The organism is Rubrivivax rivuli (assembly GCF_004016505.1).
In the GTDB taxonomy this organism is placed as follows: domain Bacteria; phylum Pseudomonadota; class Gammaproteobacteria; order Burkholderiales; family Burkholderiaceae_C; genus Rubrivivax; species Rubrivivax rivuli.
Window position 1 is genome coordinate 714,900 of record NZ_SACR01000001.1, and the last position, 22,009, is coordinate 736,908.

A 22,009-nucleotide genomic window follows, 5' to 3' on the forward strand; every position below is an offset into this window, starting at 1 on the left:
CGAACTCGCGACGCATCGAACTGAGCGCCGACTTTATGGCTGGGCTCGCCTACAACGCGGTCTTGAAGCATCGCCGGGTGGAACGGCAGGTGCGCGAGCCGCCGCCCTCGTAGCGCGCTAAGAACGCCTTGAGGTCCAAGGCGTCGACTGTGTCGTTGATGCAGTACGCCAAGTGACCCGCCGGTAGCCAGTCTTGCGGCGCCGCCGGCAGCCACACCACTCACCCGCGGGCCTTCGCGCTTCGCTTCGAGCCGCCCTCGTCGCGGACCGTGCTGTTCCTGCTTCGGGACTACGTGAGGCGCAATCACCGGCTTCCGCGTGTGCTGGTGCTCGACAACGCCAAGCCGTACCACGGTCACGAACTGGAGTACTTCTGCCGCCTGTTCGGCATCGAGCTGCGCTTTCGGTCTCCCGGCATGCCGCGCGGCGCGGCCATGGTGGAGAGGACGTTCGGAAGCATCGAAGAGGAGGTGCTCTCCGAGATGAACGGCAACACGCGAATCATGAAGGAAGGGACCCGCCTGGTGACCAAGAGCGTGGACCCCTTTCGCCGCGCCGAGTGGACGCTGCTCGCTGCCTACAAAGCGGTCGAACGGTACCTATTCGAAGTGCGGCCGAATCGCGTTCATCCGGCGCTGGGCGTTACCCCCAACGAGTTCGAAGCACGCAGCAAGGACCTGACAGGCCACAGGGAGTTCCGCATGTTCACCCTCGACGAGAACATGATGCTGATGACCTGTCCGCACGCGAAGCGCGCGACGCGCAAAGTCATCCGCGGACGGGGAGTCAACGTCAATGGCATCTACTACCGGCATGTCGCGCTGGATCGGGTTCGCCCCAAACAGTCAGTCGAGGTCCGCATCGAGCCGTACAACGCCAGCGTCGTCTACGTGAACGTCGGCGATCGCTGGGTGGCCGCCACGGGCAACTCCAGCCGTTGGCTGGGACAGCGCACCCACTACGAAGTGGAGTTCGCCCTGCGTGATCAGGAGCGAATCATGAAGCTCAACGCCAAGCGAGACGGCGTCAGCGTCAAGTCGCTCAAGTCCAAGCTCACGCCTCTGAGGCCCCAGGACTTCGACCCCCGCGTCGCCACGCAGCAGGTCGAGCAGTGCGTCCTCGATCGCGTTATCGGCGCCACAACAGCCATGCCCGATGTGCTCACCGCACTGCAGGAGCAAGAGGCAGCCAGTGGCCTCATCGAGCAGCCGACACCTGCAGTTGAGCCGGCGCAGCCGCGCCCGCAGCTCGCGCCAAACAGCGCTACTCCCGCCGCCCAGCGCACGGCTGCTCCGGCGAACGACGACGTTGCGCGCAGCACGTTCGCCGCCCGCGCGGTCATGCTTGAAGGTTCCTTCATCCGCGTCGATTGGCCTCAGGCCGAGACGACGCCGCTCTTCGGAATGCGCCCGCGGTGCGAGGGCACGGGTAACGCGGAGTCGCTGTTCAGCTACTTCCTGCGGGTCGCCCATGAGCACCGGCTCACACCTAGGAACCTGGTCGACGCCGTTCTTCGGGACGTGATCCCACTCGTCCCACAACTGGAAGCTTGGAGGATCGGCTGGGGCTGGGACAAGGACGGTGGTCGCGACATGCTCTCTGGTGGGCGCGTCACGCAGAAGTGGGTTCGTGTCCTCTCGGCCGCCACGGGCCAAGCGGGCCTGGAAGCATCCACGCTGATCGCCCTGTCGGGGCATGTCAGCGGCGACCTCATCGCGCCTGGGGATCGCGTGTGCCTCCAGTGCCTCGCGGAGGATTCGGCGAGGGACACTCTGCCCTACGGTCGGCTGCTCTGGCGGCTGAAAGCAGTGACATGCTGCCCTGTCCATCGAAGCCGCTTAGTGGAACCAATCTGCGGGCGCGGCGAAGCTCCGGTGCGAGCCCATTTCGGTCGGGTCAAGCTCGCCGGAGTCTGCAATCAGTGCGGCTCGATCGGACACCGCTGCTTCGGAAGCCCGTCGACCGAAGCCACCTTCGAGGAGGTTTGGCGGGCGAAACAATGCCAGCGGATGATCGGCGCGCTGCCCCAGATCGCAGCTGCCGACCCCCGAGAGGTCCCTCGCTGCATCAAGCGGCACTGCGACCGGCCTGGCGGTCTGACCAGCCTCGCACTGCGTTCCGGCGCTACCCTGTCCGTACTCTCGCGCTGGATCAACAATCCGCACGCACGCCTCTCCTTCGATCAGCTGCTGGACATCTGCGGTGTCGAAGGGATGGAGTTGGCGACGCTGCTTCAAGGGCGACTGGAAGCGTCGCAAGAACCTGGTGGGTCGGTGGAGCCGTCGCGCGTCCGACGCAAGGTGGCGCCTGTCGATCACCAGGCGGTGAAGGCGGCTTTGGAGGAGGCCACGAAATCTGGGGAGTCAGTCACTCAGGTCGCTGAACGGCTCCGCGTTGACATCGCTACCCTGGCCCGCCACAAGTCGCTTTACGCCCAGGTGCGCGAAGCAACTCGCCAGAAGCAGGAAGCTGCCATGCAAGCACGCCAAGATGAGGCCGTGCACGCTGCCGAGACTGTGGCTTTGCGCCTGGCCCGGCTGAACCGTCCGATCACGCACCGCAACGCTCGCAAGATCGGGATAGCGTCGTACCCCAGCGAAGCTCCAGCGGCCGTCCTGTCCATGATCAGGATCGGGCTGGGTGACCAGACGCTCGCCTACCCTCCGCTGGCATATCGGATGGGTGAGCCGCTACTCAAGAAGATCGAGGCCGCGGTTCAGAGGATCAGCGCGGCGACCGGCGGTCAGCAACCACGCCTGCCACTGCAGTACCGATAGAAGAGTCGACGGCGGACGCCGTCGCGCAAACACAAACGGCTGTTGGCTTGTGCCAACAGCCGTTGCTGTTTGGGGATCTAGCCGCCGCCGTTCAACCATATCTTGGTTGAGCTTGCGGTAAGCCATCACCTGGAAGTAAACCCACGATATGCCCGACTCGACACCTCTGTCGCTTCTTGAGCAGATACGGCTTGGTGCGACCGGCAGGAATCGAACCTGCGACGTGGCCTTCGGAGGGCCGCATGATATCCACTTCACCACGGTCGCTCGTGGACAGCCCGCCATTCTAGCCCTCGGGGTGCAGATGCCACGGCAAGGCCGCGCGCGCAGGCTTGGCTGCGGGGGCCGGCCCCCTATAATCGATGGGTTTTTGCCTGCCCAGGCAGGCCGCTTTTGCAGCATCCGAACCCGAGGAATTCATGAGTCAGACGCACGACCAGGGACACGATGGCGCCCACGCCGAGAACCACGAGGGGCCGATCAAGACGCCCAAGCAGCTGGTGGTTGCGGTGCTGGCTTCTTTCATCATCCCCATCCTCGGCATCGTCCTGCTGGTGAACTACGTTGATTTCGGCGCCAAGCCCAGCGCCGGCAGCGACGGTCTGGGCCCCGAGGCCGTGGCCAAGCGCCTGCAGCCGGTGGGCACCGTGGAAGTGAAGGACGCCTCGGCCCCGGCGGTGCTGCGCGCCGCGGATGCGGTCTACAACGGCCAGTGCGCCGCCTGCCACAACGTCGGCGCCGCCGGCGCGCCCAAGCTGGGCGATGCCGCCGCCTGGGCGCCCCGCATCAAGACCGGCTACGAAGCGCTGCTGACCTCGGCCCTCAAGGGCAAGGGCGCCATGGGCGCGCAGGGCGGTGGCGAGTACTCCGACATCGAGATCGGCCGCGCCGTGGTCTACATGGTCAACCAGAGCGGCGGCAAGATGGCCGAGCCGGCGGTGCCGGCCCCGGCTGCCGCTGCCTCGGGTGCGGCAGCGGCCAGCGCACCCAACTGAGCGCCGGCGCTGCGGCGCCGCCAACGAGAAGGCCACCGCGAGGTGGCCTTCTTGCTTTCAGGGCTGCGGCTGCAGCACGTGGCCGAAGTGCGCGGCCATCTGCGCGAAGGGCAGGGGCTGCGGCACCCAGGCCCCTGCCTCCACGGCGCGCGCGGCGAACTCCATGTCCTGCGTGTGCACCAGGCCCAGGCCCAGTGGCGTGTGCAGGAAGAGCCGACCGCTCTCATCCAGCCAGGCGCTCAGCACCTCGGTGGCCAGGCCGGTGTGGCTGGTGACGGGCCAGCCGGCTTCATCACCCACGCGCCACACCCAAGGGGCGGCTTCCAGATCGACGTACACGCGTTGCGGGCCGTTCTGGAAGTACCAGGCGCCGGCTTCGTCGGCGGCGTAGTTGCGTTCGATGAACTGGCGCAGCTTCTCGTGCTCGATCCGGCTGCCCTTGCTCTGTGGGAAGGGCCCGGCGTGCTGCGTGCGCTCGTCGCGCATGTACCAGTTGCCGCGTGCGTCCAGCGCCAGCCAGCCGTGGCAGTGCGGCACGTTCGGCCACTTGCGCAGCGCGGCTTCGACCAGTGCGTCCATGGGGCGATCTTGCGCTGTTTTCACCGCTCGCCGGCCAGCCAGGCGCTCACGGCCTGCGGCATGGCCAGCACACGCCCCGGCGGCGCGCCGTGCGGGAAGCCCACATGCCCGCCATGCGCCGGCTGCCACAGCGTGACATGCCGGCCCACCTGCGCCGCCGTGGGCAGGCTGCTGCCAGGCACGAAAGGGTCGTTGCGCGCATTCAGCACCAGCGCCGGGATGCGGATGCGCGCCAACTGCGGTTTCGCGGAGGCGCGGCCCCAGTAGTCGGGCGTGTCGGCAAAACCGTGCAGCGGCGCGGTGAAGACGTTGTCGAACTCGTAGAGCGTGCGCGCACGGGCCAGCTTCTCGCGATCGAACAGGCCCGGGTGCTGCTGCCACTTGGCCAGCGCGCGCGGCTTCATCGTCGCGAGGAACATGCGCGAGTAGACGAGCCAGTTGAAGCCGCGGTCGATGGCGTGGCCGGCGGCGGCCAGGTCGATGGGCGAGCTCACCGAGGCCACCGCCGCGGCCGTGGCGGCGGCGCTGTCGCCGGCCTCTTGCGCCCAGCGCAGCAGCGCGTTGCCGCCCAGCGAGATGCCCACCGCCAGCAGTGGCGCAGCGCTGCTTTGGCGCAGGCGCTGCAGCATGAAGCCGATCTCTTCGAAATCGCCCGAGTGGTAGGCGCGCGGCGCCAGGTTCAGCTCGCCCGAGCAGCCGCGGAAGTGCGGCACGCTGTAGGCCCAGCCGCGCTCGCGCGCCACGGTGGCGAAGGCTTGCGCATACTGGCTGGCGCTGCTGCCTTCCAGGCCGTGGAAGAGCACGAGGTGCTGCTTCGGCGGCGGGGCGCCGGGCGCGCGCTGCAGGTGGTCGACATCGATGAAGTCGCCATCGGGCGTGGCCCAGCGTTCGCGCGTGAACCGTGGCGGCGGGCCCAGGTGGCGGCGTGCGAGCTTGGCCGCCCAGATGGTCTGGAGGTTCCCGCCCGGCAACCAGGCCGGGCTTCGGTAGCCCTGCATCGCGAAACCGGCGCGCCGCTAGTGCAGCGTGGCCGGCGTGTCGCCGTCGGCGCCCAGGCCGGCCAGCGCGGCCAGCTCGGGCGGCAGGCCGGGGCTGGCGTGGTGGGCCGCGATGCGCCAGCCCAGCGCTGTCTTGATGAACACGTTGGTGGCCAGCACCCAGCCGGTCTGAGCGCCTTGCTCGCCGGTCACCTCGATGCGTTCCACCAGGTGGTGCAGCGCGAAGTTCTCCTGATGGAGGCGGTGCACCTGCTCGGTCTGCACCGGGATGCCGCCGTTGGCGAAGATGCCCTCGAAGCTGGCACGGATGGCCGTGGCGCCCACCACGCGGCCGCCGCCGGGGTGGACACAGGCGATCTCGTCTTCATCGGCCCACAGCGCCATCAGCGCGGCCAGGTCGCCCTGGCGCAGGGCTTCGTAGAAGCGCGCCTCGGCTTCGTCAGGGCTCTCGGCCGGCGTGGGCGGCGGGGCGGGGCGTTTCATCGCGGGGTGCGTGCGCGTTTCAGCGGAAGACCACGCACTTGTGGCCGTTCACCAGCACGCGGTGCTCCACGTGCCAGCGCACCGCGCGCGCCAGCACCATGCACTCGATGTCGCGGCCCACGGCGGTGAAGTCTTCGGCCGAGAGCGTGTGGTCCACGCGCTGCACGTCCTGCTCGATGATGGGGCCCTCATCCAGATCGGCCGTCACGTAATGCGCCGTGGCGCCGATGAGCTTCACGCCGCGCGCGTGGGCCTGGTGGTAAGGCCGCCCGCCCTTGAAGCTGGGCAGGAAGCTGTGGTGGATGTTGATCGCGCGGCCGGCCAGCGCCTGGCAGAAGGGCTCGCTGAGGATCTGCATGTAGCGCGCCAGCACCACGAGGTCGATGCGCTCGCGCGCCACCAGCGCTTCCACCTGCAGTTCTTGCGCGCGCTTGACCTCGGCGCTGCTGCCACCGGCCAGCGGCAGGTGGTGGAAGGGGATGCCGTAGCTCTCGGCCAGGCCGCGGTAGTTCTCGTGGTTGCTCACGATGGCCGGGATGTCCACCGCCAGGCTGCCGCTCTTCCAGCGGAACAGCAGGTCGTTCAGGCAGTGGCCGTGCTGGCTCACCATCAGCAGCAGCCGCGGCCGCACGCCCAAGGCATGGAAGTGCACCTGCATGCCGAACTGCTGCCGCGTGTGCTCGAACAGCGTGCCCAGCGTCTCCGCGCTGGCCAGCTGCGGCGGCGCCTGGAAGTGCACGCGCATGAAGAAGAGGCCCGTGGCGTGTTCGCCTTCCAGATCGCCGAACTGCTGCGAATCGATGATGTTGCAGCCGGCCTGGTAGAGCAGGCCCGAGACGGCGTGCACGATGCCTTTGGTGTCGCGGCAGGCCAGGGTGAGGACGAACTGGTGATCGGGTGCCATCCGCGGGATTGTACGGAGCGGTCTGTGCGGTGCCGGGCGGAGGCCCGTGGCTGCCGTGAGATGTAGTTTTGGTACGGAACTTGTGATGGCAAAGCCCTGGCTTTGGCGGTTCCAAGGCGGTTACAGAGGAAGATGGCGTGGTTGGCGAGCGCTCACGCCCCTGTGTGGTGCGGGTAAGTCCCGGTGTGAATATGTAGTTTTGTTTCAATAGCATGCGCCTCCTCGCTGTTCCGTGGAGGCCGTCATGCTTGCCGCCCTGTCAACTTCCCTTTGGTCCCGCGCCCGCCTGCAGCTGGGTGCGGCGCTGGCTTCGGCCCTGATGCTGGCCGGCTGTGGTGGCGGCGGTGGAGGGGCTGCCGAGGCGCCCGCGCCCACGCCGCCCGTGGCCCCGGCGCCCGATGCGCGCCTGGCTCTGGGCAATGCCGGCTTTGCCACCGTGCTGAACGCGCAGCCTGCCAACCCGGCGGCCAGCGCCCCAGCGCCCGGTGGCACCGCCACCACGCTGACGGTGAACTACCGCCGCCCCGCCGGCGACTACACCGGCTGGACGCTGCACACCTGGGACGCCGCCGTCGAAACCCCCTGGACCGCCGGCCGCACCGCCAGCAGCACCACGGCCTTCGGCCAGGTGATCGAGGTGCCGCTGGCCGCGCAGAGCGGCAGCGTCGGCTACATCTTCCACAAGGGCGACGAGAAAGATCACGCCGGTGCCGACCAGCGCTACACGCTGAAGCCCGGTCGCAACGAGATCTGGCGCATCCAGGGCGACCCCGTCACCTACACCAGCAACCCGCTGGGGGCGAGTGCGCCCAACCTGCACACCGTGCGCGTGCGCTACCTGCGTTTTGCCGGCGACTACAGCGCCTACGGCTTGCACCTGTGGCCCAGCAACGGCATGGACACGGCCCGCATGCCCGCCGGCGTGACGCTGGACCAATGGGCCGCCCCCGTGGCCTTCAGCGCCATGCCCGGCTACGCCGCCCCCAGCGCGGCCGCGGCCGAGGTGGTGTTCGACATCCCGGTGCTCAACCCGCAGGGCGATGCCAACCGCACGGCGCTGGAATTCATCGTGCACGGCTTCCCGCCCAAGAGCGATGACAAGGACGGCCGCAACGACAACATCCGCGTCAACTACGCCGCGCTGAGCATCAGCGCTGGCGTGGGCGAGATCTGGCTGGTGCAGGGCGACGCCACCGTCTACACCGCCAAGCCCGATACGCGCAGCGCCAGCACGCGCGACGCCCGCGCCTTCTGGCTGAACAAGCAGCTGATCCAGTGGCCGCGCGTGGACGGCGGCGGCGTGGTCAAGCTCTACCACTCGGCCACCGGCCAGATCACCGCGCCGCTGGACGGCAACGTGGGCGGCGCCGACGGCTTCATCACGCTGGACCGCTACACCGGCACCGTGCCGGCCGCTGCGGCGCAGCGCTTCAAGTGGATCGACACCGGCGCCGTCTTCGCGGTGAAGGACGCCGACGCCGCCCGCCTGCCCACGTTGCTGAAGAGCCAGCTCGTGCTGGTGCAGGAGACCGCCGCCGGCAAGGTGCAGAACGCCACCACCGCGCAGCACGCCGCGGCGCTGGACGACCTGTACGCGGCTGCTGCGAACGTCACGGACCTGGGCGTCAGCATCGGCGGCGGCAACACCCGCTTCAAGCTCTGGGCCCCTACCGCGCAGAAGGTGCTGGTCTTCACCTACGACACCGCCACCGGCGATGCCACCACCGTCGACGAGATGGCGATGGACGCCGCCACCGGCGTGTGGAGCGCACAGCGCACGGGCGATCTCTCCGGCAAGTACTACCGCTTTGCCGTGGAGGTGTTCGCGCGCGGCACGGGCCTGGTGCGCAACCTCGTCACCGACCCCTACAGCATCAGCCTCGCCACCGACAGCGCGCGCAGCTACATCGCCGACCTGGGCGCCGCCGCGCTCAAGCCCGCCGGCTGGGACGCGAGTGCCGTGCCGGCCAAGGTGCAGGCCTCCACCGACATGGTGGTGTACGAACTGCACGTGCGCGATTTCAGCGCCAGCGACAGCACGGTCAGCGCCGCCAACCGCGGCAAGTACCTGGCCTTCACCGAAGCGAACAGCAACGGCATGAAGCACCTGAAGGCCATCGCCGATGCCGGCGTGACCGACGTGCACCTGCTGCCCACCTACGACCTGGCCAGCATCCCCGAAAGCGGCTGCACCACGCCCACGCCCACCGGCGCGGCCAACGCCGAAACGCAGCAGGCCGCCGTGACGGCCAGCGCCGGCACCGACTGCTTCAACTGGGGCTACGACCCCTGGCACTACAACGCGCCCGAAGGCAGCTACGCCAGCACCGCGGCCGATGGCGCGAGGCGCATCGTCGAGTTCCGCCAGATGGTGATGGGCCTGCACGCCGCCGGCCTGCGCGTGGGCATGGACGTGGTCTACAACCACACCACCGCCAGCGGCCAGAACGCCAAGAGCGTGCTCGACCGCATCGTGCCCGGCTACTACCACCGCCTGGATGCCAACGGCGCCGTGACCAACAGCACCTGCTGCGACAACACGGCCACCGAGCACCTGATGATGGGCAAGCTGATGATCGACTCGGCCGCGCTGTGGGCCAAGGAATACAAGATCGCCAGCTTCCGCTTCGACCTGATGGGCCACCAGCCGCGCGCGGTGATGGAGCAGTTGCAGACGCGCGTGAATGCTGCCGCCGGCCGCACCGTGCAGCTCTTCGGCGAAGGCTGGAACTTCGGCGAGGTGATCAACGGCACGCGCTTCGCGCAGGCCGCGCAGGGCGGCTTGGGCGGCACCGGCATCGGCACCTTCGGCGACAAGATGCGCGACGCCGTGCGCGGTGGCGGCTGCTGCGACAGCGGCAGCCAGCTCGTCAGCAACCAGGGCTTCATCAACGGCCTCTGGTACGACCCCAACCCCAGCGCCGGCAACCGCCCCCTGAATGACCTGCGCTGGTATGGCGACCTCATCAAGGGCGCGCTGGCCGGCAGCATTGCCGACTACACCCTCGTCACGCACTGGGACGCCACGCTGCAGCTCAAGAACCTGGGCGGCGACGGCGGCGTGCCGGTGGGCTACGCCACGCAGCCCGGCGAGGTGGTGAACTACGTCGAGAACCACGACAACCAGACGCTCTTCGACGTCAACGCCATGAAGCTGCCGGCGGCCACCAGCAAGGCCGACCGCGCCCGCGTGCAGCTGCTGGGCGTGGCCACCGTGGCACTGGCGCAGGGCACGGCCTACTTCCACGCCGGCATCGACACGCTGCGCAGCAAGAGCCTGGACCGCAACAGCTACGACAGCGGCGACTGGTTCAACAAGCTCGACTGGACCTACACCGACAACAACTTCGGCGTGGGCCTGCCGCGCGCGGCCGACAACCAGAACACCTGGGGTTTGATGCGCCCGGTGCTGGCCAATGCCGACATCAAGCCCACAGCCACCGAGATCGCTTGGATGCGCGACGCCTTCCGCGACCTGCTGAAGATCCGCAGCGGCACCACGCTTCTGCGCCTGCGCACGGCCGCCGACATCCAGCAGCGCCTGCAGTTCCACAACCTGGGCAGCAACCAGCTGCCCACGGTGATCGCGGCCACGGTGGACGGCACGGGCTACGCCGGCGCCAACCACCGCAAACTGACCTATGTGATGAACGTGGGCACCACGGCGCAGACGCTCACGGTGCCCGCGCTGGCCGGCCAGGGCTATGTGCTGCACCCGGTGCAGGCCGCCGCTACCGCGGCCGACCGCCGCGTGGCCACCGAAGCGCGCTTCGACATCACCAGCGGTGCCTTCACGGTGCCGGCCCGCAGCGTGGCGGTGTTCGTCGTGAATTGATGTCAGGGCTGTAAGCCGGCGCGGGGCGCGCCGACAGAAGGGGGCTGCAGGCGGTGAAGGCCGCTGCGCAGCCCCCTTTCGTTTCCTGTCGCGCCACCTAGAGAAGGACTGCCCCCGCCATGAAGTTGCTCACCCTCACCGCCGCTGCCGCGGCCGCCCTCTGTTCGTTCGCCTTCAACGCACCTGCTGCGGCACAGAGCCTGCCGCTGGACCAGGTCAACGCGCTCGAAGGCCTGTTCGGCAAGAACGCCGGCGCCCGCCGCAGCGGCGCCAAGGGCGTGTGCGCGGCCGGCCACTTCGTTGGCAACACCGTGGGGCGCAACCTCAGCAGCGCCAGCGTCTTCAGCGGCGATCAGGTGCCGGCCATCCTGCGCTTCTCCATCGGCGGCGGCAGCCCCAAGGCCAGCGACAAGGGCCGCTCGGTGCGCGGCCTGGCCTTCCAGTTCACGGGCGCGGGGGGCGAGCTCTGGCAAAGCGCCAACATCTCGGCGCCGGTGTTCTTCGTCGCCAAGCCCGAGCAGTTCGCGCCCTTCCTGCAGGCGCGCACGCCCGACCCCGTCACCGGCAAGCCCGACCCGGCCAGGCTCAAGGCCTTCAACGAGGCCAACCCCGAGACCCTGCGCCAGGCCGCCTACCTGGCCAAGGCCCCGGTGCCGGCGAGTTACGGCGCGGTGAACTACTGGAGCACCAACGCCTTCATCGCCACCAACGCCAAGGGCGACAAGACCACCGTGCGCTGGCAGTTCGAGCCCGTGGCCGGCACGCTGGGCCTCACCGACGAACAGCTCAAGACGATGCCCGACGACTTCCTCGCCGACGAGCTGCGCCGCCGCGTGGCCAGCGGCCCGGTGGTCTTCGACCTGAAGTTCCAGATCGCCGAAGCCGGCGACCCGGTGGACGACCCCACGCAGGTCTGGCCGGAGAGCCGCCGCCTGGTGCCCGTGGGCCAGCTCTTCGTCACGCAGGTGGCGCCTGGCGCGGGCGGTGCCTGCGAGAACATCACCTTCAACCCGACGGCGCTGCCCAAGGGCTTGGAAGCCTCCAACGACCCGGTGCTGCGCGCGCGCGCCGCACCCTATGCGGTGTCGCTGGGCCGGCGCGTGAGCGAAGCGCCGCGCTGATCTCTGCATCGCCGGGCCGCTGCGGGCCCGGCGTCTATGCTCGGCCCCTCTTGCGATGTCTGCGATGAAGGGGCCGGGTTTGCGTTTGTCTTTGCCGCTGTCGGCCCTGGTGGCCGGCTTCGTGGCCGTGCTGGTGGGTTTCACGAGTTCGGTGGTCATCGTCTTCCAGGCGGCCGCTGCTTTCGGTGCAAGCCCTGCGCAGGCCACCTCGTGGATCTGGGCCCTGGGCCTGGGCATGGGCCTCACCAGCCTGGGCCTGAGCTGGCACTACCGCATGCCCGTGCTCACGGCGTGGAGCACGCCCGGCGCGGCCCTGCTCGTCACCGCCGGCGCGGGCGTGCCGATGGCGCAGGCCGTGGGCGCCTTCATGGTGTGCGCGTTGCTCATCACGCTGGCGGGCGCCACGGGCTGGTTCGCACGCGTGATGGACCGCATCCCCCAGGCCCTGGCCGCGGCGCTGCTGGCGGGTGTGCTGGCGCGTTTCGCCTTCGATGCCTTCGCGTCGCTGCGCACGCAGTTCACGCTGGTGGCGCTGATGTTCGCGGCCTACCTGCTGGGCCGGCGCCTGTGGCCGCGCTACGCGGTGCCCGGGGTGCTGGCCGTGGGCGTGGCGGTGGCTGCGCTGCAGGGGCAGTTGCACCTGGGTGGCATCGATTGGGCGCAGGCCTGGGCCGTGCCCGTGTTCACCGCACCGCAGTTCAGCCTGGCGGCGACCATCGGCATCGCGCTGCCGCTCTTCATCGTCACCATGGCCTCGCAGAACCTGCCCGGCGTGGCGGCGCAGCGCGCGGCCGGCTACGCGGTGCCGGTGTCGCCCGTCATCGCCACCACCGGCCTGGCTTCGCTGGTGCTGGCGCCCTTTGGCGGCTATGCGCTGAATCTCGCGGCCATCACGGCCGCCATCTGCATGGGCCGCGAGGCGCATGAAGACCCCGCGCAGCGCTGGAAGGCCGCGGCCGCCGCTGGCGTGATCTACATCGCCGTGGGCCTGCTGGGCGGCGCGGTGGTGGGCCTGATCGCCGCCTTCCCGAAAGAACTGGTGCTGGCCGTGGCCGGCTTCGCGCTGCTGGGCACCATCGGCGGCGGCCTGGCCACCGCGATGAAGGACGAGGGCCAGCGCGAAGCCGCGCTGGTCACTTTCCTCGTCACTGCCAGCGGGCTCACGCTGTGGGGCGTGGGCGCAGCCTTCTGGGGCGTGGTGGCGGGTGTGCTGACCTTGACCGCGCAGCGCTGGCGGCTTCGCGGCTGAGGCCGCTGCGGCGCGGGCGCGGCTGTGCCACAGTTCGGGCCCTGTTTGCCCTGCCTGCCGGAGCCCGCGCCCGTGAAACTGCTCTTCGTTGCCGACCCGCTGGAGACCTTCAAGACCCACAAGGACTCGACCTTCGCGATGATGCGCGAGGCCGCCCGCCGCGGCCACACGCTGATGGCCTGCGAGCCCAAGGACCTGCGCTGGCAGCGCGGCGAGCCCGTCACCGGCTTCGTGCGCGACATCACGCTCACCGGCCGCCCTGGCAACGGCCACTCGGGTGACTGGTTCGAGGCCGCGCAGCAGGCCCCGCACGAACGCCCGCAGGCGCTGCGCGACGTGGACGCCGTGCTGATGCGCAAGGACCCGCCCTTCGACCCCGAGTACTTCTACGCCACGCACCTGCTGAGCCAGGCCGAGCGAGAAGGCGCACGCGTCTTCAACAAGCCCAGCGCCTTGCGCGAGCACCCCGAGAAGCTCGCGATCCTGGAGTTCCCGCAGTTCATCGGCCCCACGCTCGTGACGCGCGACGCCGCCGACGTGAAGCGTTTCCACGCCGAGCACGGCGACATCATCCTCAAGCCGCTCGACGGCATGGGCGGCATGGGCATCTTCCGCGTCGGCCCCGACGGCATGAACCTGGGCAGCATCACCGAGACGCTGAACCAGGGTGGCGCCACCACGCTGATGGTGCAGAAATACCTGCCCGAGATCGTGCACGGCGACAAGCGCGTGCTCGTCATCGGTGGCAAACCGGTGCCCTACTGCCTGGCGCGCATCCCGCAGGGCAGCGAGATCCGCGGCAACCTGGCGGCCGGTGGCAAGGGCGTCGCGCAACCGCTGTCCGAGCGCGACCGCGAGATCGCCGAGACCCTGGGCCCCATCCTGGTGGCGCGCGGCCTGCTGCTGGTCGGGCTGGACGTCATCGGCAGCCACCTCACCGAGATCAACGTCACCAGCCCCACCTGCTTCGCCGAGATCACCGACCAGACCGGCTTCGACGTGCCGGCGATGTACGTCGACGCCCTGGAAGCCGCGCTGCGCTGAGAGACCGCCAAGAGCACCGCCATGCCCATCCCGAGTTCCGCCCACAACCCCACCCTGCTGGCCTGGCTGGACGCCGGCGCCCGCTACCACGCCGAGTACGGCAACGGTCTCAGCAGCCACCTGCCCATGGCCGCCTTCGCGCTGCACCGCCTGGGCGCGCCCGCGCCGCGCCTGCAGGCCTGGTGCGAGGCCTACGCCACGCGCCTGCAGCCCGCACCCGCGGCCGAAGCCTGGCCTGCCGGTGACGCCTGGGCCGCCCACCTGGGCCGCCGCGAGGCCTGGCCGATCTACCGCGATCTCTTCACGCAGTGGCTGTCGCAGGAAGGCGCCGGCGACGTGCTCGAAGCCGTGCTGCCGCGCCTGATGCAGGGCTGTGCAGGTGCCGCTTTCCACGGCCTCATCCGTACCGCCTACGCCACGCAGGCGGCGCACCGGCAGGAGCTGGCCGACGCGCTGGCGCACTGGGCGGCCACCTGGCTGGCGCTGGACCCCCCGCCTGCCGCGCCGCACCACGCCACCGAGGCCGACCCTGCCGCCGTGCTGCGCCGGCTGCCGCTGCCGCCGCTGCCCATCGCCGGGCGCCTGATCGCCGACCGCGTGGCCGTGGTGGCGGCCTGGCCGGGCTTCGGTGACGCCGCGGCGCAGCTGCGCGTCGACGAACACACGCTGGAGCGCCTGGCCCGCGGCGCCGCCGAGCTCTACGCCGCCAGCGGCAACTTCACCGTGCTGCACCTGTTGACCAGCGCGCACGCGCTGCGCGTGCTGCTGCCGGTGCTGGACGACCCGCTGCCCGCCGTGCAGGCCTACTGGCGCGGCTTCGCCGCGGCCTGGGCGGCCAGCGGCGCGCGCCCTCTGGGCGCGGTGCCTGTGCAGCCCTGGGCGCGCATCGTGGCCGCCGCCATCGCTGCCGACGACGACCACAGCGCCAAGCTCGTGGACAGCTGCCGCGAGCAGCAGCGCGCCTACGGCGGCGACGTGTGGCGCCGTGCCGCCTCGCGCGTGGTGCAGCAGCCCGCCAACTGAACCTGCCCCCGCGCGCCCGCGCCCTGGGCAGGGTGATCGCGCCGGGGCCCTGACAATCCGCGCATGGCCCTGCTCACCCTCTCCAACGCCCACCTCGCTTTCGGCCATGTGCCCTTGCTCGATGGCACCGCACTTTCCCTGGAAGCTGGCGAGCGCATCGCGCTCATCGGCCGCAACGGCGCTGGCAAGTCCAGCCTGCTGAAGATCCTGGCCGGGCTGGACAAGCCCGACGAAGGCACGCTGCAGCTGCAGACCGGCCTGCGCCGCGTCTACGTGGCGCAGGAGCCGCTGTTCGAAGCCGGCATCAGCGTCTTCGACGCGGTGAGCGTGGGCGTGGGCGAAGCCCGTGCGCTGCGCGAGCAGTTCGAGCGCCATGACCCCGCCGACGACCTGGATGCCCTGATGACCCGCATCGAGGCCCTGGGCGGCTGGACCTGGGAACAGCGCGTCGATGAAGCCCTGCAGCGCCTGCACCTGGACGGCAGCCTGCGCGTGGACGCGCTCAGCGGCGGCACCAAGAAGCGCGTGGCCCTGGCCCAGGCCCTGGTGGCCGCGCCCGACCTGCTGCTGCTGGACGAGCCCACCAACCACCTCGACATCGACGCCATCGAGTGGCTGCAGACCCTGCTGAACGAACGCGCCGGCGCGCTGGTGCTGGTGTCGCACGACCGCGCCTTCATCGACGCCGTGTCCACGCGCATCGTCGAGCTCGACCGCGGCATCCTGCGCAGCTACCCGGGCAGCTTCGCGGCCTTCGAGAAGACCAAGGCGCGCGAGCTGGAAGACGAAGCGCTGGAACGCGCCCGTGCCGACAAGCTGCTGGCGCAGGAAGAGGTGTGGGTGCGCAAGGGCGTGGAAGCGCGCCGCACCCGCAGCGTGGGCCGCGTGCAGCGCCTCTTGAAGCTGCGCGAGCAGCGTGCGCAGCGGCGCGAGCAGCTCGGCCGCGTGAAGCTGGAGCTGGACGCCGGCCTGCCGCCGGGCAAGATCGTCGCCGAGCTGAAGAACGTGGGCATGCAGTACGGCGAGCGCGTGCTCATCGACGACTTCAGCGGCACCATCCTGCGCGGCGACAAGGTCGGCCTCATCGGCCCCAACGGCGTGGGCAAGACCACGCTGCTCAAGCTCATCCTCGGCGAGCTGCAGCCCACGCGCGGCAGTGTGCGCCAGGGCACCAAGCTGCAGGTGGCCTACTTCGACCAGATGCGCGCCGGGCTCGACCTCGACGCCACGCTGGCCGACACCATCAGCCCCGGCAGCGAGTGGATCGAGACGGGCAGCTCGCGCAAGCACGTGATGAGCTACCTCACCGACTTCCTCTTCAGCCCCGAGCGCGCGAACTCGCCCGTGCGCACGCTCAGCGGCGGCGAGCGCAACCGCGTGCTGCTGGCGCGGCTGTTCGCCTTGCCGGCCAACGTGCTGGTGCTGGACGAGCCCACCAACGACCTCGACATCGACACGCTGGAGCTGCTGGAAGAGCTGCTGCAGCAGTACGCGGGCACGGTCTTCCTCGTCAGCCACGACCGGCGTTTCCTCGACAACGTGGTCACCAGCACCATCGCCTGGGAAGGCGACCCGGCCTACGGCGGCCGCACCGGTTTCTGGCGCGAGTACGAAGGCGGCTATGAAGACTGGAAGCAGCAGCGCGCGCGCGGCCGCGTGGCCGGCCTGCAGCCCGCCGCCGCGCCGCTGGCCGCACCGGCGCCGAAGCCCGCGGCCGCCGCGCCCGTGCGCAGCGAGCCGGCCAAGACCAAGCTCAGCTACAAGGAACAACGCGAACTCGACGGCCTGCCGGCACGCATCGAGGCGTTGGAAGCCGAGCAGGCCGCCATCGCCGCCACGCTGGCCGGCACCGAGGTCTACACGAAGGAGCCGCAGCGCGTGCCCGTGCTGCAGGCGCGGCACGAGGCCATCGAGACCGAGCTGCTGCAGGCGCTGGAGCGCTGGGAAACGCTGGGCGCGCGCTGATTCAGCCGTTGATCGCGCCGAGCAGGTCTTGCAGGAGCTCGGGGCCGGGTGCCGGTTCGCTCTCGTCGGGGTGCGCGGCGGCCCAGGCCAGGGCCAGGACCAGGGGCACCCAGCGCTCCTGCACACCGCCGCTTTCGTCGGCAGCGCGCGGGCGCCAGCGCGCCACGGCGTTGAACATCTGCACGGGCAGCTCCACGCGCTTCACGAGCGGCGAGCCCAGTTCGCCGCAGTGGCGTGCCGGTGAGGTGACCAGGAATTCGCGGCAGGTGATGGGCCGCTCGGCGTAGAGGCCGCAAGACTCGTCCTCCAGCAAAGGGCAAGGCACCCCGGCGGCGAAATAGGCGGTGAGCTGCCGGCGGTATTCGGCGGGGCTCCAAGCCGCCCAGTGCTGCAGCGCGGGCAGCACATCGGCAGACTGCAGCGCGCCCAGTGCGGCGTCGAAGCGCGCCAGCAGGGTGCTGCGGCGCGGCTCAGGCAGCGCGTGGATGTGCGCATGCAGACGCCGCGCCTCCACCTCGGAGATGGCCACCAGGCTGCGGCAGCAGGCGCCGCAGCCGGCGCGGCAGCTGATGGTCTGGCCGGCGGCTTCCACGGCCTGGCTCGTCTGCGCCACCACGGTGTCGGCCAGCGCGCGGGCCAGCGGCAGCAGGTCGGCCTGCCGCGCCGGGCCGGCAGGCACGGTGGCTTGCAGCTGCAGGCTGAAGCCAGGGCCCTGCAGGGTGAAGTCGGCACGGGCCAGGGCGCGCTGGTCGGAAGGGGCGGTGGGGCTGTCCATGGGCCGCATTCTGCGGCGCGGCTGGTGGTGCCGATACGGGCCGGGCTACAGGCCGCTCAAGGCCCCCGGGTGCGAGCGCGTGACGATCAGTGCCGACTGCAGGTACAGCGCGTTGAGCAGGCGCTCGGCGCGGTCGCGGTCGAAACCGGGCCAGCTGGCGATCTCGCGCAGCGGCGTGGTCTGCCCCTGCAGGCGTTGCACCGCCGTGGCCAGCGCACCCACGGATTCGGCCACGTCGAGGCTGGCGCCGGGCGTGACGCGGTAGGTGGCCACGCCGCTGATCTCGGGCAGCAGTTCACCGCGCGCGCCGTGCAGCGCCAGGTGCCAGAGCATGGGGCCGAGGTCGTAGGCCGTGCCGAAGGGCTCGGGGGCGCTGCCGCCGCTGAGGTCGAGCGTGCCCACGCGCAGCACGCGCAGCGTGAGCAGGCCCAGGGCCTGCCAGGGCGCGCGGCCCAGTTCGCAGCGCAGCTGCCGGCTGGCCGGCAGCACCTGCATCTGCAGCACCTGCTCGTCGTCTTGCAGGTGCAGCAGCAGCGCGCTGTTGTGGCGCAGCGAGGCGGCCAGCACCTCCAGCAGGTCCAGCCCTTCACCCGGGCGGTGCGACTGCGCAAAGCGCTGCAGGTCCTGGAGCAGCGAAGGGTTCAGCGAGGCCAGGTGCGTGATGCCGGCATCGACATCGCGGCGGCTGCGGCGCTCGGCAGTGACGCGCAGGCGGTCGCCCACACGGCGCCGCGGCAGGCCGTTGTGCGGCTGGGTGCTCTGGAAGCTGGCGGCCGGCAGGTCGTTCACCCCGACATTGGAAGCGGCGCGGCGGCAGTGGCGGCCCACCGGGGTGTTTCAGCTGTGTCCGGATGTTCGGCTGCGGTCTGTCACGCGACGCCCTTGCATCCAAGCGGTGGCGGGCTGCGTAAAGCCTTCCGTGCCCGGCGCCGGGCCCGTTCTCAACAGCCCCACCGGCCTCATCGGCCTTTCAGGAGACCTCTCATGCACCCACAGCCCCTGTTCCGCGCCGCGGCGCTCTCGGTCCTGGCCGCGTCGCTGGCCGCAGCCTTTGGTGGCGCGCTCGCATCGAGCCACCGTGAAGCCCCGTTCATCACCACCAGCCCCAAGGTGGACGCGACCGACTTCTACATGTTCCGCAGCTACGAACCCGGCCGCAGCGAACACGTGACGCTGATCGCCAACTACGCGCCGCTGCAGGACGCCTATGGCGGCCCGAACTACTTCGCGATGGACGCCAACGCGCTGTACGAGATCCACATCGACAACAACGGCGACGCCAAGGAAGACATCAGCTTCCAGTTCCGCTTCAGCAACAAACTCGCCGGCGGCAGCGGCGTGGCGCTGAACATCGGCGGCAAGCAGGTGGCCATTCCGCTGGTGCAGGCTGGTGCCGTCACCACGCCGGGCTCGGCCTCGCTGAACCTGGCCGAGACCTTCAACGTCACCGTCAAGCGCGGTGACCGCCGCAAGGGCACGGGCGCTGCCATCACCAACGCCAACGGCGGCGGCAGCACCTTCATCAAGCCCGTCGACAACATCGGCGTGAAGACCCTGCCCGATTACGCCGGCTACGCCGCGCAGCACATCTACACCGTCAACATCCCGGGCTGCAGCCAGCCGGCCAAGCTCTTCGTGGGCCAGCGGCAAGACCCCTTCGCGGTGAACCTGGGCACGACCTTCGACCTCGTCAACGCCCCGGTGGCCGTGATCACCGACCCGGCGCTGATCAACGCCGCGCCCAACACCATCGCCGACAAGAACGTCACCACGCTGGCGCTGGAAGTGCACCGCAGCTGCCTGACCAATGGCGACGACGTCATCGGCGGCTGGACCACCGCCAGCCTGCGCCAGGCGCGCCTGCTGGACGGCGCGCCGCCCTCGGGCCACCAGGCCAGCGAGAAGGTGGGTGGCGCCTGGGTGCAGGTGTCGCGCCTGGGCATGCCCCTGGTCAACGAGGTGGTCATCGGCCTGAAGGACAAGGACAAGTTCAACGCCAGCAAGCCCAGCGGTGACGGGCAGTTCGCCGACTACGTGACGAACCCGACGCTGCCGGCCCTGCTGGAGATTGCGCTGGCGCTGCCGAACATCGCGCCGACCAACTTCCCGCGCAACGACCTCGTCACCACCTTCCTCACCGGCATTGCCGGCGTGAACCAGCCGCGCAACGTGGTGGCCAGCGAGATGCTGCGCCTGAACACGGGCATCGCGCCGGTGCCCTTCGCGCAGCAGAACCGCCTGGGCATCGTCGGCAACATCCTGGCCGGTGGCACCGACAACGCCGGCTTCCCCAACGGCCGCCGGCCGAAGGACGACGTCGTCGACATCGCGCTGGTGGCGGTGATGGGCGGCCTGTGCATGGCCAACGGCGACACCAACGCCCTGGGCTTCGGCGCCGCCTGCAAGCCTTCTGCCGTGCCGCTGGGCGCCACCGCCTTCAGGCTGCACGACGCGGTGGACCAGGCCGTGGTGCCCCTGCTGCCGGCCTTTCCATATCTGAACACGCCGCTGCCGGGCACCCGCTGAAGCGCAAGGAGATGCACACCATGAAGACCCCAGGTTCTTCTCCTGCCAGCGCGTCGCGCCGCGCCTGGCGCACCGCCCTGGCCTGCGGTGCCGCGGCCTTGCTGCTTACCGCCTGCGGCGGCTCTGACGAGATCTCGGCCCCCGTGGTCGACGACACCGTGCTGCCGGCCGGCGCCACGGCCAGCGTGGCCGCGTTCAACGGCTATGTCGGCCAGCTGGTGGTGGACGACACCCGCGAGCCCGTGGCGCTGGGCATGGCCCTGCCGCCCACCAGCGACGAAGACGAGCCCTCGCTGATCCGCTGAAGCTCAGCGCGCCGCGGCCCGCACCGCGGCGCGCAGCTGGCGCCAGAAGCGCGCATCCTGCGCGGTGGCGAAGTTCACGCGCATCAGCGTGCTGCGCCGCCGCGTGGTGTGGAAGAGGGCGCCGGGGGCCGTCAGCCAGCCGGCGTCCAGCAGCGTCTGCGCCAGCGCTTCGGTGTCGTGGCCCACGTCCACCCAGCCGAACAGCCCGGCCGGCGGCGCCGCGAAGCTGAAGCCGTGTTCACGCGCCAGCTTCACGGTGCGCGTGCGCGCGGCATCGAGCAGCGCGCCCACACGCTCGGCATGGCGGCGCAGGCTGCCTTGCGCCAGGCACAGGCCCACCGCGCGCTCCAGCGGGCCCGGCGTGCCCAGGCTGGCCAGCAGCTTGGTGTCGATGAGTCTTTCGGCCAGGGCCGGCGCCGCGGCCACGAAACCCACGCGCCACTGCGGCACCAGGATCTTGCTGAAGCCCGAGATGTAGACCGTGCGCTGCAGCCCGTCCAGCTGTGCCAGCCGCGTGGCGTGTGCGGGGGCCAGCCAGGCGTAGGTGTCGTCTTCCACCAGCGTGAGGCCGTGCGCCTCGGCCAGGCGCAGCAGCTGGTGCGCCGCCGCCGGCGTGAGGCTCGCGCCCGTGGGGTTGTGCAGCACCGACACCGTCACGTAGAGGCGCGGCCGGTGTTCGCGGATCAGCGCCTCCATCACCGCCAGGTCGGGCCCGCCATCGGGGCTGTGGCCGCGCGGCACCGGCAGCAGGCGCATGCCCAGGTGCGTGAGCCGCGCGTACTCCACCGCCCAGCCGGGTTCGTCCACCAGCACCGCATCGCCCGGCTGCAGCAGCGTGCGGCTGACGAGGTCCAGCGCGTGCGTGGCGCCGCTGGTGGTGACGATCTGCCCGGTGCCGGCCGTGATGCCCAGTGCCTGCAGGCGCTGCGACAAGGCCTCGCGCAGCGTGATGTCACCCGCCGGCTCGCCGTAGCGCAGCCAGGCTTCGGGTTCGCCGCACACGCGGCGCAGCGCGCGCTGCAGCATCGGTGCATCCAGCCAGGCCTCGGGCAGCGTGCCCATGCCCGGCGCCCGCAGGCCGCCCTGGGCCTGGAACATGCTGCGGATGAGCGCCGTGGCGTCCACCGGCGCCGGGCGCGGCGGGGCTGCGGGGGCCGCCGTCCGCGGGGCGGGCGCCCCGGCGGCTTCGCGCACGAAGTAGCCGCGCTGCGGCCGCGCCTGCACCAGGCCGCGCGCCTGCAGCAGGTCGTAGGCGGCCACCACGGTGCTGGGGCTCACGCGTTGCTGGCGTGGGCATTCGCGCACCGAGGCCAGGCGCGCGCCCGGCGGCAGCTGGCGCTGCGTGATGCGCTGCGCCAGCTGCGCGGCGAGCTGCTCGCTCAGCGTGGCGGCGGCGCCAGTGGGTGTGGGCTGTGCGGTCGTCATGGGCA

Annotated in this window: 17 protein-coding genes, 1 tRNA gene and 1 pseudogene; 10 read left to right on the top strand and 9 right to left on the bottom strand. The window is 70.5% G+C overall.

The window, feature by feature from the left end; genetic code table 11:
* Positions 1-65: 65 nt before the first annotated feature.
* Positions 66-220 (bottom strand): annotated as a pseudogene (locus EOE66_RS03045) (IS5/IS1182 family transposase); the annotation flags it as partial.
* 49 nt (positions 221-269) lie between these two features.
* On the opposite strand from EOE66_RS03045, the gene EOE66_RS03050 reads away from it, so the two are divergent.
* The gene (locus EOE66_RS03050) at positions 270-2,777 is read left to right on the top strand and encodes a TniQ family protein (protein WP_128227190.1); all 2,508 of its coding nucleotides are present in this window, start codon (positions 270-272) and stop codon (positions 2,775-2,777) included.
* Between the two features lie 192 nt (positions 2,778-2,969).
* Here EOE66_RS03050 and EOE66_RS03055 read toward each other — a convergent pair.
* Positions 2,970-3,044, bottom strand: a tRNA-Arg gene (locus tag EOE66_RS03055).
* Positions 3,045-3,196: 152 nt separating this feature from the next.
* Here EOE66_RS03055 and EOE66_RS03060 point away from each other — a divergent pair.
* Positions 3,197-3,772: a c-type cytochrome gene (locus tag EOE66_RS03060; RefSeq protein WP_128227191.1), complete on the top strand. Its 576-nt coding sequence runs from the start codon at positions 3,197-3,199 to the stop codon at positions 3,770-3,772.
* 57 nt (positions 3,773-3,829) lie between these two features.
* Here EOE66_RS03060 and EOE66_RS03065 read toward each other — a convergent pair whose 3' ends face one another.
* From EOE66_RS03065 to purU, 4 genes are read right to left on the bottom strand one after another with little or no spacing between them, the layout of a single operon-like run.
* Positions 3,830-4,351 (bottom strand): DUF2946 family protein, encoded by a 522-nt coding sequence (locus EOE66_RS03065; RefSeq protein ID WP_128227192.1) that lies wholly within the window; start codon positions 4,349-4,351, stop codon positions 3,830-3,832.
* Between the two features lie 20 nt (positions 4,352-4,371).
* The gene (locus EOE66_RS03070) at positions 4,372-5,349 is read right to left on the bottom strand and encodes a YheT family hydrolase (RefSeq protein ID WP_128227193.1); all 978 of its coding nucleotides are present in this window, start codon (positions 5,347-5,349) and stop codon (positions 4,372-4,374) included.
* An 18-nt stretch (positions 5,350-5,367) separates the two neighbouring features.
* Complete coding sequence (locus EOE66_RS03075) at positions 5,368-5,832, bottom strand: YybH family protein (protein ID WP_128227194.1); 465 nt, start codon at positions 5,830-5,832, stop codon at positions 5,368-5,370.
* A gap of 19 nt (positions 5,833-5,851) precedes the next feature.
* Positions 5,852-6,736, bottom strand: coding sequence for a formyltetrahydrofolate deformylase (gene purU / locus EOE66_RS03080; protein WP_128227195.1), 885 nt, complete (start codon positions 6,734-6,736; stop codon positions 5,852-5,854).
* Between the two features lie 244 nt (positions 6,737-6,980).
* Here purU and EOE66_RS03085 point away from each other — a divergent pair, with 244 nt between their 5' ends.
* The 6 genes from EOE66_RS03085 to EOE66_RS03110 all read left to right on the top strand — a co-directional run bounded on the left by EOE66_RS03085 (position 6,981) and on the right by EOE66_RS03110 (position 16,973).
* On the top strand, positions 6,981-10,571 hold the full coding sequence (locus tag EOE66_RS03085; RefSeq protein WP_245478875.1) for an alpha-1,6-glucosidase domain-containing protein: 3,591 nt from the start codon (positions 6,981-6,983) through the stop codon (positions 10,569-10,571).
* Positions 10,572-10,690: 119 nt separating this feature from the next.
* Positions 10,691-11,692, top strand: a complete 1,002-nt coding sequence (locus EOE66_RS03090; RefSeq protein ID WP_128227196.1) for a catalase family peroxidase — start codon at positions 10,691-10,693, stop codon at positions 11,690-11,692.
* A gap of 55 nt (positions 11,693-11,747) precedes the next feature.
* Complete coding sequence (locus tag EOE66_RS03095; RefSeq protein WP_310733087.1) at positions 11,748-12,941, top strand: benzoate/H(+) symporter BenE family transporter; 1,194 nt, start codon at positions 11,748-11,750, stop codon at positions 12,939-12,941.
* Positions 12,942-13,013: 72 nt separating this feature from the next.
* Positions 13,014-13,985, top strand: coding sequence for a glutathione synthase (gshB, locus tag EOE66_RS03100; RefSeq protein ID WP_128227197.1), 972 nt, complete (start codon positions 13,014-13,016; stop codon positions 13,983-13,985).
* Positions 13,986-14,006: 21 nt separating this feature from the next.
* The gene (locus EOE66_RS03105; RefSeq protein ID WP_128227198.1) at positions 14,007-15,008 is read left to right on the top strand and encodes a questin oxidase family protein; all 1,002 of its coding nucleotides are present in this window, start codon (positions 14,007-14,009) and stop codon (positions 15,006-15,008) included.
* Positions 15,009-15,071: 63 nt separating this feature from the next.
* Entirely contained in the window at positions 15,072-16,973 is a 1,902-nt protein-coding gene (locus tag EOE66_RS03110) for an ATP-binding cassette domain-containing protein (protein ID WP_128227199.1), read from the top strand.
* 1 nt (position 16,974) lies between these two features.
* Here the strand turns inward: EOE66_RS03110 and EOE66_RS03115 are convergent, their stop codons facing one another.
* Complete coding sequence (locus tag EOE66_RS03115; RefSeq protein ID WP_164884978.1) at positions 16,975-17,748, bottom strand: YkgJ family cysteine cluster protein; 774 nt, start codon at positions 17,746-17,748, stop codon at positions 16,975-16,977.
* A gap of 45 nt (positions 17,749-17,793) precedes the next feature.
* A complete protein-coding gene (locus EOE66_RS03120; protein ID WP_128227201.1) occupies positions 17,794-18,537 on the bottom strand; it encodes a hypothetical protein in 744 nt (247 codons plus the stop codon).
* 195 nt (positions 18,538-18,732) lie between these two features.
* Here EOE66_RS03120 and EOE66_RS03125 point away from each other — a divergent pair, with 195 nt between their 5' ends.
* Both EOE66_RS03125 and EOE66_RS03130 read left to right on the top strand, forming a co-directional pair.
* On the top strand, positions 18,733-20,274 hold the full coding sequence (locus tag EOE66_RS03125) for a DUF4331 domain-containing protein (protein WP_128227202.1): 1,542 nt from the start codon (positions 18,733-18,735) through the stop codon (positions 20,272-20,274).
* Positions 20,275-20,294: 20 nt separating this feature from the next.
* Positions 20,295-20,579, top strand: a complete 285-nt coding sequence (locus tag EOE66_RS03130) for a hypothetical protein (protein ID WP_128227203.1) — start codon at positions 20,295-20,297, stop codon at positions 20,577-20,579.
* 3 nt (positions 20,580-20,582) lie between these two features.
* On the opposite strand, the gene EOE66_RS03135 is transcribed toward EOE66_RS03130, so the two are convergent.
* Positions 20,583-22,004 carry an aminotransferase-like domain-containing protein gene (locus EOE66_RS03135; protein WP_128227204.1) on the bottom strand — a complete coding sequence of 474 codons (1,422 nt, stop codon included), beginning with the start codon at positions 22,002-22,004 and terminating at the stop codon, positions 20,583-20,585.
* Between the last annotated feature and the right edge of the window lie 5 nt (positions 22,005-22,009).